This window comes from Streptomyces sp. NPDC101490 (assembly GCF_044767145.1).
In the GTDB taxonomy this organism is placed as follows: domain Bacteria; phylum Actinomycetota; class Actinomycetes; order Streptomycetales; family Streptomycetaceae; genus Streptomyces.
Map to the genome: position 1 here is coordinate 59167 of NZ_JBIWNI010000025.1, position 15071 is coordinate 74237.

9 protein-coding genes are annotated in these 15071 nt (G+C 72.7%); 2 read left to right on the plus strand and 7 right to left on the minus strand.

The window, feature by feature from the left end:
* Nucleotides 1-40: 40 nt before the first annotated feature.
* Nucleotides 41-3400 (minus strand): S8 family peptidase, encoded by a 3360-nt coding sequence (locus tag ACIRQY_RS30695; protein WP_403931110.1) that lies wholly within the window; start codon nt 3398-3400, stop codon nt 41-43.
* A gap of 1176 nt (nt 3401-4576) precedes the next feature.
* On the opposite strand from ACIRQY_RS30695, the gene ACIRQY_RS30700 reads away from it, so the two are divergent.
* Nucleotides 4577-5779, plus strand: coding sequence for a peptidoglycan recognition protein (locus ACIRQY_RS30700; protein ID WP_403931112.1), 1203 nt, complete (start codon nt 4577-4579; stop codon nt 5777-5779).
* 79 nt (nt 5780-5858) lie between these two features.
* On the opposite strand, the gene ACIRQY_RS30705 is transcribed toward ACIRQY_RS30700, so the two are convergent.
* Entirely contained in the window at nt 5859-6899 is a 1041-nt protein-coding gene (locus tag ACIRQY_RS30705) for a VWA domain-containing protein (RefSeq protein ID WP_403931114.1), read from the minus strand.
* Nucleotides 6900-7160: 261 nt separating this feature from the next.
* On the opposite strand from ACIRQY_RS30705, the gene ACIRQY_RS30710 reads away from it, so the two are divergent.
* Complete coding sequence (locus tag ACIRQY_RS30710; RefSeq protein ID WP_403931116.1) at nt 7161-7526, plus strand: hypothetical protein; 366 nt, start codon at nt 7161-7163, stop codon at nt 7524-7526.
* A 57-nt stretch (nt 7527-7583) separates the two neighbouring features.
* Here ACIRQY_RS30710 and ACIRQY_RS30715 read toward each other — a convergent pair whose 3' ends face one another.
* From ACIRQY_RS30715 to ACIRQY_RS30735, 5 genes are all read right to left on the minus strand, one after another.
* Nucleotides 7584-8447, minus strand: coding sequence for an ABC transporter permease (locus ACIRQY_RS30715; RefSeq protein WP_403931118.1), 864 nt, complete (start codon nt 8445-8447; stop codon nt 7584-7586).
* The gene (locus tag ACIRQY_RS30720) at nt 8444-9556 is read right to left on the minus strand and encodes an ATP-binding cassette domain-containing protein (protein WP_351784288.1); all 1113 of its coding nucleotides are present in this window, start codon (nt 9554-9556) and stop codon (nt 8444-8446) included. Before ACIRQY_RS30720 ends, ACIRQY_RS30715 begins: the two co-directional genes overlap by 4 nt.
* Before the next feature lie 144 nt (nt 9557-9700).
* Nucleotides 9701-9856, minus strand: a complete 156-nt coding sequence (locus ACIRQY_RS30725; protein WP_351784290.1) for a VenA family class IV lanthipeptide — start codon at nt 9854-9856, stop codon at nt 9701-9703.
* A gap of 44 nt (nt 9857-9900) precedes the next feature.
* Nucleotides 9901-12567 carry a class IV lanthionine synthetase LanL gene (gene lanL / locus ACIRQY_RS30730; RefSeq protein ID WP_403931120.1) on the minus strand — a complete coding sequence of 889 codons (2667 nt, stop codon included), beginning with the start codon at nt 12565-12567 and terminating at the stop codon, nt 9901-9903.
* A gap of 433 nt (nt 12568-13000) precedes the next feature.
* Nucleotides 13001-14977: a heavy metal translocating P-type ATPase gene (locus tag ACIRQY_RS30735; RefSeq protein WP_403931122.1), complete on the minus strand. Its 1977-nt coding sequence runs from the start codon at nt 14975-14977 to the stop codon at nt 13001-13003.
* Between the last annotated feature and the right edge of the window lie 94 nt (nt 14978-15071).

Genomic DNA, 15071 nt, shown 5'->3' on the forward strand with positions numbered 1-15071 from the left:
CCGGGCCCGGTAGGGGACGTTCAGCCGAGGCGGACCCGCGTCACTTGCCGAGCCACGCGTTGTGGATCGTCACCGTCGACACATTGCCCTGCTTGTCCGTGACCTTGGCGGAGAGGGAGACACCGGCGTCCTTGGCCGGGCTCCGCACGACGACCAGACCGCTGTGGGACTTGACCGGCTTCCAGGTCTTCCCGCCGTCGTAGCTCACCGACACCGCGAGCGAGGCCAGGTTGCCACCGGCCGCCGCGCCCTGCACCGTCAGCGGCACGGCGACCGGGATGTCGGCGGCGATGCGCGAAGCGAGGTCGACCGGGGCGGCGAACCGCACCGTGGACACCGGCAGCGCCGTGGTGGCCGCGACCTGCTTCGACCGGAACGTGAAGTCCGTCTCGATCCGGGTGGACACGGCGGTGACGCCCACCGGGCGCTCCACCGAGGTCGCCAGCCGGTAGGTGGCGTCGTCGGAACCGACGCTGACCGGCCGCGAACCGCTCAGCGGGTCGGCGATCTCAGCGATCTTCACGCCGTCGCGGTACAGCGTCGTCATGGCCGAGGAGTACCGGACGGAGCCCACGTGACCCTGGCCGTCCGAGAACAGAGGCACGGCGCCGACGATGTGCTGCACACCCGTCACCGGGTCGGGAGCGGTGCGGAAGACACCGGCGTCCTTGTTCAGGAGCGGACCGAAGACGCCGGTGTTGAAGGTCTCCCGGTACGTCCGGCCGGCCTGGTAGCGCTTCGGCTCGGCCGTGTCCTGGTCGCCCTCCCACGCCGGGAAGCCCCACTGGTCGGGAGCGCCCGTCTGGGCCGTGCTCGTCAGCCACGTGACGTCGTCGGCGGTGGAGACGTAGAAGGTGCGGACGCCGGGTGCGGGCTGCCGCGCGTACAAGCCGCTGCCCGCGGGTGCGCCCGGCAGCTGTGCGTACGGGTAGGCGAGGAAAGTCTTCCCGGGCGCGGAGGCTCCGACGCCGACCTTCAGCGTGGCCAGCTCGCTCGCCTTCACGTGCTTGGTGTAGCCGGTGGCGACGGTGTCGGTCCTGCCGCCGAAGGCCACCGAGTACTGGCTGGTGGCGTCCTTGAGGAAGTGCGCGTCCCAGGTCTGCAGGAGCGAGCCGTCGGTGACGGCCGGGCCCAGGTGCGCGGTGCGGAAGCCGGCCATGCCCCGGAGGAGCCAGCCGTTTCCGGCGAAGCCGTTCGCGGTCCTGCGCTCGTAGTACGTACCGGCCAGGTCCGACTGGTCGATGCCCGGCACGGTGAGGTCGACGGGCTTCGTGGTGCGCGCGTCGGCGACGATCGTGGCGTCCCCGGTGACCTCCAGCTTCGGCTGGGCGATCCAGTCGGTGCCCTTGGTGGAGTCCGACGGATCCGTGTACACGGCCGTGCTGAAGATGTACGAGCCCTTCGGCACCCGGACCGTACGGCTGCCCGACTCGTTGTCGACGGAGGTGCCGAAGTTCGCGGCGGGACCGTCGACACCGTCGAGGGTGCTGGAGAAGAAGGTGGCGTCGGCGCCGTCCCGGCCGAGGGCCCGGACCGTCAGCTCGTACGACTCCACCTCGCGCACGGCCACCGCGGCCGTGCGGACCGACTGGCCGCCCGCCGTCGCGGTGACGTATCCGAAGAAGGCGCCGTCGACGTCACCGACGCGGGTGTCGGCGGTCAGGTCCACGTCGGCGGTGCCGCCCGCGGGGACGGTCACCTTCGACGCGCCGAGGGAGAAGAATCCGGCCGCCGCGGGCCTGCCTGCCGCGTCCAGGGTGTTCACCGACAGGTCGAGGGTCACGTCGGCGGTGCCGAGGTTGCGGTACGTGACCTTCTTGGTGACCGGCTTGTCGTCCTGGTGCGGCCACAGCGCCGTGCCGTAGTTCAGCGACACCTGCTCGGCGATCACGCTCTGGTCGAGCGCCTTGTCGAGCTGGACGCGGCCCGAGCCCTGCTGGAACGCGGTGTACGCGCCGCCCTTGGCGGACCCGGTCAGCGCGCCCTTCAGCTCGGCCGACCTCCACTGGGGGTGGCGCTGCTTCAGGATCGCGGCGGCGCCCGCGACGTGCGGGGTCGCCATGGAGGTGCCGTCGATCTGGAGGTAGCCGGGCGCCGGGTGCGGAACGCCGGGATCGGCGTCCAGGACGCTGCCGGGGGCCGCCGCCGCCGTGATGGCCGCGCCGGGCGCGGTCACGTCCGGCTTGACGGCGCCGTCGCCCAGGCGCGGTCCGGTGCTGGAGAACGGCGCGAGCCTGTCGTCCTTGTCGACGGCGCCGACGGTCAGCGCGGCGTCCGCGCTGCCGGGGGAGCCGACCGTGGAGGAACCACCCCTGCCGTTGTTTCCGGCGGCGACGGCGAAGAGGATGCCCTTCTGGGCGGACAACTGGTCGATGGTCGCCTCCAGCGGGTCGACACCGGGGCTGTCGGGGCCGCCGAGGCTGAGGTTGACGACATCGGCGCCCTCGGCGGCGGCCCACTCGATGCCCGCGATGACGGCGGAGTCGTTTCCGTAGCCCTCGTCGTCCAGCACCTTGCCGCTGATGACCTTGGCGCCGGGCGCCACGCCCTTGTACAGCCCGCCGGACCTGGCACCGGTGCCGACGGCGATGGACGCGACGTGGGTGCCGTGGCCGTCCCGGTCCACCGCGTCGGGGGAGGTGGAGAAGTTCTTCTCGCCGACGACCTGGGTCTTGAGGTCGTCGTGGGTCTTGTCGACACCGGTGTCGAGGACGGCGATCTTGACGCCCGTGCCGTCGAACCCGGACTCCCACGCCTTGTCGGCGCCGATCTGCCGGGTGCTGCGGTCGAGCCGCGCCGAGCGGACGCCGTCCAGCCAGACGGTGGAGATGCCCGCGGCGGCGGTGCGGGCACCGGCCCCGCCCCGGTCGGTGAGCGCCTCCCAGACCCGGGTGAGGTCGTCCTGGGAGGCGGTGACCGCGTCGGCGTTCAGCGTCGGGAAGGTGCGCCGCAGCTCGGTCTCACCGGCGGCGCGGACCTCGGCCCGTGCGGCGGCGGCACCTCCCGCGTACCGCACGATCAGCTTCAGTCCTGAGCCGTGGCTCTCGCGCAGCCGGGGGTCGGTGAGGACGCCGAGGTCGAAGAGACGCTGGTCCAGCCTGCCCGAGGCGATCAGCTGCCGGGCGTCGGCGGGCACCACGAGGGTGCGGGCGCCGGTGCGCCGCACCTGTACGGGTATGTGTTCACGGCCGGGGGCGGGCTCGAAGCCCACCATCCGGCCCTTGGCGTTCACCACGACGCGGTCGCCGGTGACGAGCGGGACGCGCCGGTCTCCGGTGACGCTCCGGACGTCGGATGCGGCCGTCGCGTGGGCGTCGACCGCCGTCGCGGGGCCGGTCATGCCTGCCGCCAGGGCCACCGATGTGGCCGCTGCGACGGTGAAGGCGCCTGCTCTCTTCACATGTGCGCGCAAGTCTCCCCCAGGAGAGTGGAATTGGGGTGGGAGTGGTCGGTTCCGGCCGGGGGCACAAGGGGTCGCCCGCCGTCGGTCAGCGCAGTATGTGAGGTCGGCGGGAGGGCCAACAACGCGGACCGGGGCCCGGACGCCCAGGTCATAGGGTTTCCGGCCACCGCGGGGCCGCGCAGTGCGATGGGACCACGACGGGTGTGTGACCGGACGACGACACCGGTGCGATGCCTGTGCGACCGCCGCGTCGGCGGGGTGCCCGGTACCGCGCTCCCGGGCCGGTCCCGGGGCGGTGCCCGGGTCCGGACCCGCAAGATCTCGGCCCGTAAGCCAACTTGGCTGTAATCCGGTCCCGTGCACGCGATTCGGCACCGCCCGCCATGGGGTGGGGATTCCGGGCGGATCGGTAGGGGACGCACCGACGTGTCCCTACGGCAATTCACCGGGTTCCGTTCCCAGTGAACGCGAAAGGGGTATTCCGCCGCCTCTCGGGGAACCGCGCCAACGAGGCGGAGCGGCCCGTCCCCTCGTGCTCGTAAATCTCCTGAAGCTCTTCCGTCGTGGCCTTCCCCGTCTCGTCGATCCGCTGTCCGCACGGGAGTTGCCGAGGGAAAGCAGCGGGGCTCAGGGGGTCTTGTCGGCGCGCTTTCTCCGCCGCCCGCCAGGCGGTCTGCCTGCGGCTCCGCGCGCGGGGAGTTCGATGGAGTCCGCCCGCCCCCGTGAAGCAGACGGTTTTGAGTCAGGCGGCCGAAGCGCGGTCAAACGCCGCAGGAATGCGGCTGGTTGACGCCAAGTCAGTAAGCGTGACGGTTGCGCGGGGTAAAGGCCTGAATGTCCCGCCGCCTGGATTTCGAGGAACCTGATGGTGTATAAGCAGGACGATCTCCCTTCGAACGAAAGAGCGACCATGTCAGCCACGGAAGGCCCCCCGGTCCCGGAAAGGCCCGGAAGAACCGGGACCGTCCCGGAATTCCGGAAGCGCGCCCGCCGTCCCGTGACAACGGCCGCCTTCGCCGGCGGCCCGCCCGGCCCGCAGGACGGCCGCCGCGCCGGCCACGGCGCCATCGGCGCGGGCCGCCACGTCCGGAGCTCCACCACCGCGGGCGCCCCCGGAGGAGACGCCCGCGCGCACACCGACACCTCCACCCGTACCGAACCACGAGGAAATCCGTGACCCCGAAGCCCCTCCGCAGGACCGCCCGCGCCGCCACCGTCGCCGCCCTCACCACGGTCGTCCTGACCACCACCGGTCTGGCCGCCCCCGCCGCCATCTCCGTGCCCGCCCCCGCGCCCACCGCCGACGCCACGGGCAAGGGACTGCGCAGCATCGTCCTCGGCGGCACGGACCCCTCGTACCGAGCCCTCGCCGCCCGCCGTACCGCGCCCTTCAGCATGATCGGGCTCACCTGGGCCGACCCCCGTGCCGAGCTCGGCGGCACCGCCCAGGTCCGCACCCGCGACCACCTCACCGGCGTCTGGTCCGGCTGGCAGACCCTCGACCTGGACGTCCGGACCCCGGAGACCGCCCGCGAAGCCGGTGCCCGCGCGGGCACCCAGCCGCTCTGGACCGGCCCCGCCGACGGCGTCCAGGTCCGGGTCACCGGCGAGAGGAAGCTGCCCCAGGGCCTGCGCGTGGAACTCGTCGACCCGACCGCGACCGGCGCCGCCACCCCGGCCCGGACCGCGACCAGAGCCGTGGTGCCCTCGGAGGCCCGCACCGCCACGGCCGCGACGACGACCGCCACCCAGCCCGCCATCACGCCGAGGTCCGGCTGGGGCGCCGACGAGTCCCTGGTCCTGAACCCGCCGACGTACACCGCCCAGACCAAGGCCGTGTTCGTCCACCACACCGCCGGGAGCAACGACTACACCTGCGACCAGTCGGCCGCCGTCATCCGCGGCATCTTCCTCTACCACGTGCAGGGACAGGGCTGGAACGACATCGGCTACCAGTTCCTCGTCGACAAGTGCGGCACCGTCTTCGAGGGCCGCAAGGGCGGCATCGACAAGCCGGTCCTCGGCGCCCAGACCTACGGCTTCAACACCGACACCACCGGCATCGCCGTCCTCGGCAACTACAACGACGCCGTCTCCACCCCGCCGCTGCTCGACGCCATCGCGGGCGTGGCCGCCTGGAAGCTCGGCCTGTACGGCTACGACCCGGCGAGCACCGTCAACCTCGTGGCGGCGGCGGACAACGGCCTGTACAAGAAGGGCCAGGTCGTCGCCATGCAGCGGATCTCCGGCCACCGTGACGGCTTCCCGACGGAGTGCCCCGGCGCGAACCTGTACGCGGACCTGCCGCTGATCCGCCAGCTCGCGGTGAGCCCGACTCCGGTCCCGGTCCCGGTCCCGGCGGGCCAGGTCGGCTGACGGACCGCCGACGACGGGGCGGCACCCCCGGGCCCGCCCCGTCGTCACGTCCCGCCGTCCGGCCGTCCGGCCCGGGAGATCAGAGCATGAGCAGCAGACGCGTGTTGGTCACCAGCTTCCGGTTCACACTGGTGCTCTGCACGAAGATCGTGAAGTCGTCGTTCTGGTCGGGCTTGACGCGGGCCTCCGCGTCGGGCAGACCGAGCAGCGCACGCGCTTCCGGCCCCGAGTACACCCGGTCCGTCTTCTTCTCCAGCACCGCGATCCGCTTCCCCGCCTGGACCTTCTCCGCCTTGCTCAGCTGGTAGAACGCGCCCCCCGAGCGGTACGTGTGACCGGACTCGACGACCCACTCCCGGATGGCGACGTCACGGGTCACCGGGATCAGCGCGTACGCCTCCCGCTCGACCGGGGTCAGCCCCGCGGCCTCGATGGTCCTGCTGTTGACCGCGTCCGCACCGGTGGAGAACACCGCCCGCGACCCCCGGATGCCCTTGGTGCGCCCGATCATGAACTTCTCGGTGGCCTCCTGGATGACCTGACCGGCCTCCTCCAGACCCCGGGTGCTCGTGGCGTCCCAGACCGCGACGTTGTCCTGGGGGAAGCCGCACCGCACGGCCTCCCGCCTGCCCGCCTGGTCCGGCACCAGGACGGCCAGCGTCCAGTTGTCCCCCTGCCGCTCGATCATCGAGGCGACGGCCCCGGCCAGCGCGCCCGGCCGTCCGGACGGGACGTCCGCGCAGCGGTGGCTCGCGTTCTCCTGGCCGTCGGTCAGGACGAAGGTGAGGAAGCTGTGGTCACCGTACAACTGGGCCGTCCGCGCCAGCTCGTCCTGCGACTTCAGGGTCGCGGCGAGGAGCGCCGTCATGCCGCCGACCCGGTACAGCTCCTTCAGGGACGGCATCCGCAGCACGTCCTTGTCGTAGATGACGCACTCCACCTCGTCCGCGAAGACGTACACCGTGACACGGGTCTCCTGGTCCAGCTCCTGGGACCGGCGGGCCAGATAGGCGATCTGCTGGTCGGCGACCTGGACGACCTTCCGGCTCAGGGCGGACATGGAGGAACTCGCGTCCAGGACGAGCGCGACGTGGTTGATGTAGTTCTGGGTTCCGGACATGGCGGGGCCCCCTCGGTTCCGTCTGGATGATGCTTCCAGCCTGTCACCCGGCACTGACAGTCCACCGGGCGCCGGGGCCGGCCCCGGCCCCGGTCAGGGGCGGGGGAAACCGCCCGCCTCGGTCAGCGGCCTTAAACCGCCCAGGAGTTGTGCCCCGAAGAGGACTGTCTGTCGCGTCCCGATGTCGGATACCAATACTGCGGCGCCTGGTGAGGCCCGCCGAAGGCCGGCGGCAGGTCCAGCGCGCCGGGAGGAAGCCCCGTGTTCCGTGTCCGTCACGCCGCCGCGATCGTCACCGCCACCGCCGCCGTCCTCGCGCTCTCCACCGGACCCGCGTCCGCCGCGCCCGGCGACACCGTCAACATGTGCGCCAGCGCGCTGACCCCGGGCGGCTGGGTGGACGTCCAGTGGTGGAACAGCAGCGGCTGCGGCTCCGGCTTCACGCCCAACAGCAAGCAGATCAAGGACCTGCGCGGCTACCCGGTCGGCACCCAGGTCAACGCCTGCGGTTCCACCTGGCCGCCCGCCGGATGGACCATCGTCAGCACCTTCTACTCCAGTTCCTGCCGCTACTCCGCCGTCCCGAGCCTCGACCCCAACACCTGGTCGCTGAAGCGCACTTCCTGAGCCCCGCCCTCCGTCCTCCCGCCCGGTCACCGGGGCGGGAGGACGGCGGGTCCCCGGTCACTCCGGACGGCTGAAGCGGCGGGTGGCCCACCACAGGGCGAGCGCGCCACCGGCCAGGAGCAGCCCCGCCTCCAGGAGCAGCGGCGGCTGCCAGCCGCCATACGCGATCCCGCCGACCGCCTCCTGGCCCGGCACCCGCAGCCCGATGCTCCGGCGCAGCAGGTCCACCCCGTACGCGATCGGGTTGACGGCGGCCAGGGAGTGCGCCCAGCCCGGCATGTTCTCCAGCGGGAAGAACCCTCCGGAGAGGAAGAGCAGTGGCATCATCACCACTCCGAGCAGCGTGTGGAACGTCTCCGGCCTGCGCAGACCCACGGCGAGGGCCAGGGCGAGCGCGGTGATGGTGAACGAGGCCAGGAGCATCCCGCCGAGGAGCGTCAGCAGCAGCACCGGGTCGTACGGCAGGCCGACCGCGCCGGACAGGGCGAGGATCACGGCTCCCTGGACGGTCGCCACCAGAGTGCCGCCGAGACAGCTCCCGAGGAGCAGGGTCGAGCGGCTCACCGGGGCCATCAGCAGTTCCCGGAGGTAGCCGCTCTGCCGGTCGGTGATCAGTCTGATGCCGACCATGATGGCCGGGGTCTGCACCGTCATCATCAGCATGCCGGGGAAGAGGTAGGTCTGATAGCCCACGCCCAGCGTCGCGTTGGGGATCAGGGCGGCCATTCCGCCGCCGAGGATGAACAGATAGAGCACCGGCTGGAGCAGCATCAGCGCCGTGTGGGCGCGCTGGCAGGCCAGCCGCAGCATGTCCCGGTGGACCAGGGCGTGGATCGCGCGCAGCTCGTGCCGCAGCCGGGGCAGCCGCTCCCCGGCCGTGGTGTCCGGGGAGCCGGGGGTGTCCAGGGTGAGCGTGCTCATCGGCCGCCGCCGTTCTCCGCCGGGGTCCGGACCGGAGCGGGAGTGAGGGGCGCGCGCCCGGACTGCGCGGCGTGGATGCTGCGGCCGGTGTGGTGGAAGAACACGTCGTCGAGGGTGGGCGGGGTCGCGGAGGCGGCGTGCACCGAGACCCCGTGGGCCTCCAGGGTCGCGCACAGCCGGGGGATCCAGGCGCTGCCGTCCGGCACGCGCAGCCAGACCCCGTCGGCGTCCACGGAGACGGCCCGGTCCGGCGGTACGGCCCGCCGGACGACCCGCCGGGCCTGGGTGTCGTCGCTGGTCCGCAGCACCACCCGGTCGTCCCCGATGGCCGCCTTCAGCGCGTGGGGAGTGCCCTGGGCCACCAGCCGCCCGTGGTCGATGATGGCGATGCGGTCGCAGTTCTCCGCCTCGTCCAGATAGTGGCTGGTGACGAAGAGGGTGCTGCCGTGCCTCTCCCGCAGGGCGCGCAGATGCTGCCAGATCTGGGCGCGGGCATGGGGGTCGAGGCCGGTGGTCGGCTCGTCCAGGAAGAGCACGCTGGGGGAGTGCAGCAGCTGACGGGAGATCTCCAGGCGCCGCCGCATCCCCCCGGAGAGGGTACGGACCAGGGAGCGGCGCCGGTCGGTCAGCTCGGCGGTCTCCAGCACCTCGGCGGTGCGGCGGCGTGCGGTGCGGCGGCGCAGCCCGTAGAGACGGGCGTGGATGTAGAGGTTCTGTTCGGCCGTCAGGTCCGGGTCCAGGGCGCTGTGCTGGAAGAGGATGCCGACCTGCTGCCGCACCCGGTCGGGCTCCGTCAGCACATCGGCGCCCGCCACCGTGGCGTGGCCGCCGGTGGGACGGGCGAGGGCGCACAGGAGCGCGATGGTGGTGGACTTCCCGGCGCCGTTGGGGCCGAGGAACGCGAAGGTCTCGCCCTGCCGCACGTCCAGGTCCAGACCGCGTACGGCCAGGGTGGTGGTGCCGTCGGGGCCCGGGTAGCTCTTGACCAGGCCGCGCGTGCTGATGGCGAGGGCGGGTGCCGGAGGGTCGTGGCCGGGCTCCGGACCGGAGACGGCCGTGGTCAGGAGGCCCGCTGGGGCGAGATCGTCGTCACCGGCGTGAAGCTGCATGTCGTCTGGTCCTCGTCCTGGGAGACTTCGGCGGCTGTCCCGCTTGGGGTGCGGAGCCGTCGCCGCTGAGGGGCGCTCCCGGGAAACGGCCGTCGGCCGACGGCTGCCCGGGACAGCCGTCGGCCGGATGGTGCTGCCTGAGGATCAGGCGCAGCTGATGCCGATACAGATGGTGTTCAGGAGCGTCAGAAGCCCGACGCAGCTGCAGGTGCCGCTGAACGAGTCACCGTCGGCCCCGACCGGGTCGGTCTCCGGAAGAGCGTGGAGGGCGGCCAGCAGTTCGAGGTCGTTGTTCTCCATGGTGTGTCTCCTTCTCTGTGATGTGACGGCGGACGGTGTGCCCGCTAGACCGGCTGCTGGACCATCCAGTGCCGGGGGTATGTGTGGTCGGTCCGCAGGAGGAAGGCCAGGATTCCCGCGGAGCCGTCGCTCCAACCGGTCGAGGTCTCCCCGTACTCGTTGGGGAAGACCACGTGACCGTGGCGCCGGGCCCGTTCGGCGACGATGAGCCGGGCCAGCTCCTCGGCCATGGCGCGATAGGCGGGATCGCCCGTCGTCTCGGCCAGGTCGAGCAGGTAGTCGCCGTTCCCCGCGAGCCCGTGACACTGTGTCAGGGCCGCGCGGGAGGCGCGTTCCGTCACGGCGCCCGCGCCGCGCCGGGCGAGGTCGCCGTACCGGTCGTCCCCGGTGGCCCGCCACAGGCGCATCAGGAAGGTGCCGATGCCCGCCGAGCCGTGGCACCAGTACGGGGCCGTGGGCACGTCCGAGGCCTGGGCGGGCCACTGGGCGGTCTCCCCGACGCGTACGGTGTGGGCCACGAGCAGGTCACCGGCCGCCACCGCGAGGTCGCGGTGCTCGGCGCGCCCCGTCACCTCCGACGCGGCCAGCAGGAACGCGCCGATGCCGGAGCTGCCGTGGGCGAAGCCCAGGTACCGTTTGCCGCGCTCCTCGGAGCCCACTTCGGCGGGCACCGCCCAGCCGGCCCCGGCGTCCTCGTGGAGCGCGGCGGCGACCAGCCGGTCGGCCGCGTCGGAGGCCAGCTCCGCGAAGCGCGGATCACCGGTGCGGTGCCACAGGTGGAGGGCGGCCATGCCGCTGCCCGCGGCCCCGTGGGTGATGTCGTGGCTGAGCGTGGCCTCCTGCGGCGCCAGGGCCAGGGCCAGGGCGTGGTCCGTCAGCTTGCGGTCGTCGAGGGCCCGTCCGGCGTCGAACAGGGCCCACGCCGTCCCTCGGCCCCCGAAGTGCAGTCCGGGGCGCGTGGGTCGGGTGACGGGGGCGCGGTCCGCGATCCAGCGTCCGGCGGTGGAGAGCACCTCGGGGAGCCGGGGGTCCTGGGTGAGTTCGTAGTACCGGGTGAGGACGGCGAGGACACCGGCCGCGCCCTGCTGGACGGTACAGGGGTCGGTCTCCCCGGCCATGGTGGACACCGGCCACAGGTGCAGGTCGTCCGCCGGGTTGAGGGAGTCGACGAGGTGGTCCACGATCCCGGCCACGGTGGTGTGCCGTTCGTCGGTGGCCGTGGCCTGTGCGACGGCCGGGACGCCCTGCCGCGCGGGGTGCGTGCCGCGGAGCGCCTCCCGGGCCTCGGCGGGGTCCCAGCGTGCGGCGGGGTCGTCCCGCATCAGGCCGAGGATCATCTCCGTGAGGCCGTCGGGAAGCCCCGCCGGTGCGGCGCAGGCGGCCAGCCAGTCGGCGAGCCGCTGTTCGGCGGGCCGGTCGGCGGGCTCCTCCGCCAGCATGTTCGGCACCTTGCCCGCCATGACGAAGCAGACGGTGGCACCGAGGCTGTAGTAGTCGGCGGTCGGGGAGACGGGTGCGTCCATGAGCCGCTCGGGGGCGCTGAACCCCGGGGTGCCCACCCGGGTCGGCAGCGGATCGTCCTCGGTGAGGACGGCCAGTTCCAGGTCGATGAGGCGGAGTTCGCCGTCGGGACGGACCATCACGTTGGCCGGGGTGAAGTCCCGCAGCACACAGCCGTGCGCATGGGCGGCGGCGACCAGGTCCACGAGCCGCGCGACCTGCTCCAGCGCGTCGGCGCGGTACCGCTCGCTCCCCATGTCACGGAAGTGCTCGGCGACCCAGTTGCGCAGGGGGAGGCCCGGCACCTCCTCCTGGGCCAGGAACAGATGGCCGCCGTGGGTGAACATCGTCAGTGCCTCGGGCGCGAGACCCGTGCCCTTGAGCTTCTCCAGCGCCCGGGCCTCGGCCCGCAGCCAGTCGCGGACGTCGTTCCCCGAGGAGTCGGCCTCCACATGGGGCCGGGTCTCCTTGATCACCACGGGGGCGCCCGTGGTGACGTCGGTGCCCCGGTAGACACCGCCCTTGTTGGTGTGCCGGATCGCCTCCCGCACCGAGAAGCGGCCGCCGAGCAGCACCGGCTTGTTCGCCGCCCCCTCCTTGCGCGGCGGCGCGGGCACCGAGGCGGGGAAGGGGGACACCGCCCAGGACGGCGGGGCGTACTGACCCGTGCGCTTGTCCTCGACCTGATTGCCGTCGGGGTCCTCGATGAACCACACCAGCAGGCCCTCTTCCGAGAGCCGACGCCGGCCGACGAACGCACCGTACCGGTAGTGCACCAGACTGTTCGCCGCGTACGGCTGGTCCGACAGGATCCGGGGGCCGGTGAGCCCCGCCGTGGCGCGGTGCAGCTCCCGGGCGATCCGGGCGGCGTCCTCGTCGGAACGCGGGTACACGGTGATGAACTTGCCCGAGTTCCCGCGCGGGGTGGCACGGGAGTTCAGCGCGCTCACCTGGTCCAGCGACCGGGCGAACTTGAACGTCGACTCCTCCCGCAGCAGCACGTCCAGTGCCTTCGCGAGGACCGCCGGGGCGGAGGCGGCGCTGGCCGACACGTGCAGCTTCCAACCCTGCGTGCGCTGTGCCCCCGAGGGGCTCGAGACCCGGCACCACATGTCGTTGGTGTCGGTCGTCCAGCGTGCTCCGCTACCGGTCGCGTCCAGCGCCCGATCGAGGAGGCTTTCGAACTCGGCTTCAATTGCGTGGCTCGTCATGTGTCCCTCTCAACGGTGAGAACCGCTGGTCGGAACGTTGCCCGAACGCGTTGGGCATACCAACACACCAGACAGCTTTTCACTTGATGCGGCGAGCGCACAGCGCAGTACGCGCCGGTTCACGCGCGCGGGGGCGCATTCGAATACGCCGGTGCGCACGCCGGGCAGGCGGGGAAATGCCGGGAGGGAAGAGGAGAAAGCCCAGGTGACGAAGGGTCACGAGGGGGGAGTGCGCGACGGACCGAACCAGGGAAGTCGCGCGCCCCCCTCCCGTCTTCCGAAGTACCACGAGCCCGCCCGGCCCGCTCGGGGGTACCGGCGGGAATCCCTGGGTGAGCGGCACTTCGGCCTCGGGGGACATCGGTTGTGTCCGGTGTGCCGGGAGGTGTGACCGGCAGCTCGGGGGCGGGGGCGGGATGGCGGGTGCGTCCGCTCAGGCGGTGTCCTCGGCCGGGCGGGGCCAGGCGGCTTCGCGCAGCAGGCGCAGTCCGTTGAGGCCGACGATGACGGTGGAGCCCTCGTGTCCGGCGACGCCGAGCGGCAGGGGGAGGGTGGCGATCAGGTCCCAGGCGACCAGGACGGTGACGAACGCGCCCGCGACGACCAGGTTCTGGACGACCAGGCGGCGCGCGGTGCGGGAGAGCCGGACGACGGACGGGACGGTGGCGAGTTCGTCGCGGACGACGACGGCGTCGGCGGTCTCCAGGGCGAGGTCGGAACCGGCCTTGCCCATGGCGATCCCGGTGTACGCGGCGGCCAGGGCGGGGGCGTCGTTGACGCCGTCGCCGACCATGAGCACCCGGCGGCCTTCGGCCTCCCACTCCTTGACGGCGGCGGCCTTGTCCTGGGGCAGCAGTCCCGCGCGGACGTCGGTGATGCCGACCTCGGCGGCCAGGTGCCGGGCGGCGCGCTCGTTGTCGCCCGTGAGCAGGACCGGGGTGCGCCCGGTCAGGTGGGTGAGGGCGGCGACGGTGGCCGCCGCGTCGGGCCGGAGCCGGTCGGCGAGGCCGAGCACGCCCACCGGCTCCCCGTCGCGCGCGACCACGACGACGGTGCGTCCGGCCTCCTCCAGTGCCATGACGACCGCCCGGTGGGCGCCGTGGCCGGAGTGGTCCGGCAGCCGGGCGGGCGAGCGGACGGCGATGACGCGGCCGTCGACGGTGGCGGTGACACCCCGGCCGGGAGCGGCCGTGAAGTCCCGGGCGTCGGACAGGGGCAGGTTCCTCTCGCGGGCGGCGGCGACCACGGCGCGGGCGAGGGGGTGCTCGCTGGGGTGCTCGGCTGCGGCGGCCAGCGCCAGCAGGCTGTCTTCGTCCAGGCCGCTTCCCGTCAGTGGCCGGATGTCGGTGACGCGGGGAGTGCCCTCGGTGAGGGTTCCGGTCTTGTCCAGGGCGACGGTGTCGATCCGGCCGAGGCGTTCCATGACGACGGCGGACTTGGCCAGCACGCCGTGCCGTCCCGCGTTGGCGATGGCGGACAGCAGCGGAGGCATCGTGGAGAGGACGACCGCGCACGGCGAGGCCACGATCATGAACGTCATCGCCCGCAGCAGGGAGGACTGGAGCGTGGCGCCCAGGGCCAGGGGCACGGTGAAGACGGCGAGGGTCGCGACGACCATGCCGATCGAGTAGCGCTGTTCGATCCGCTCGATGAAGAGCTGGGTGGGGGCCTTGGTCTCGGAGGCCTCCTCGACCATCTTCACGATCCGGGCGAGCACCGAGTCCGACGGGTCCCGCTCGACGCGCACGCGTAGGGCGCCGGTGCCGTTGACGGTGCCGGCGAACACCTTGTCCCCGGCCTGTTTGGCCACCGGCAGCGGCTCACCGGTGATGGTGGCCTGGTCCACGTCACTCGCTCCGTCCACCACCCGGCCGTCCGCGCCGACCCGCTCGCCGGGGCGGACGAGGACCGTGTCGCCGACCACCAGGTCCTCGGTGTCCACCGTCTCCTCCCCGCCGCCGGGCGGCAGGCGGGTCGCGGTGGTGGGCGCGAGATCGAGCAGGCCGCGCACGGAGTCCGCCGTCCGTGCGGTGGCGACGGCCTCCAGGGCGCCGGAGGTCGCGAAGATGACGATCAGCAGCGCCCCGTCGAGGACCTGACCGATCGCGGCGGCCCCGAGCGCGGCCACCACCATCAGGAGGTCCACGTCGAGCGTCCTGTCCTTGAGGGCCTTCAGCCCCTCCCAGCCCGGCTCCCACCCGCCGCTGACGTACGTCGCGGCGAACAGCGCACCCCACAGCCATCCCGGGCCGTCCGTCAGGTGGACGGCCAGCGCGAGGAGGAACAGCACCAGGGAGGCGAGCGCCCAGCGGGCCTCGGGCAGCGCCAGCAGACGGGTGCGGCGCCGGTGCGGCGCCGGGCGCGGGCCGTCGGCGGGCGGCGCGGACCGCTGGTCCAGGACGGAAGGCATGACGGAACGACCCTTCACGGGCGGGACGGGGGCAACACATCCACCATACAGGAATATGTGAACAGGTCTTCATGTGTCATCGGTATGATGGAGC

Coding starts and splice junctions, on each gene's coding strand:
- ACIRQY_RS30705 (WP_403931114.1), bottom strand. CDS start 6,899: ATGTCCGGAACCCAGAACTACATCAACCACGTCGCGCTCGTCCTGGAC.
- ACIRQY_RS30715 (WP_403931118.1), bottom strand. CDS start 8,447: ATGAGCACGCTCACCCTGGACACCCCCGGCTCCCCGGACACCACGGCC.
- ACIRQY_RS30720 (WP_351784288.1), bottom strand. CDS start 9,556: ATGCAGCTTCACGCCGGTGACGACGATCTCGCCCCAGCGGGCCTCCTG.
- ACIRQY_RS30725 (WP_351784290.1), bottom strand. CDS start 9,856: ATGGAGAACAACGACCTCGAACTGCTGGCCGCCCTCCACGCTCTTCCG.
- lanL (WP_403931120.1), bottom strand. CDS start 12,567: ATGACGAGCCACGCAATTGAAGCCGAGTTCGAAAGCCTCCTCGATCGG.
- ACIRQY_RS30735 (WP_403931122.1), bottom strand. CDS start 14,977: ATGCCTTCCGTCCTGGACCAGCGGTCCGCGCCGCCCGCCGACGGCCCG.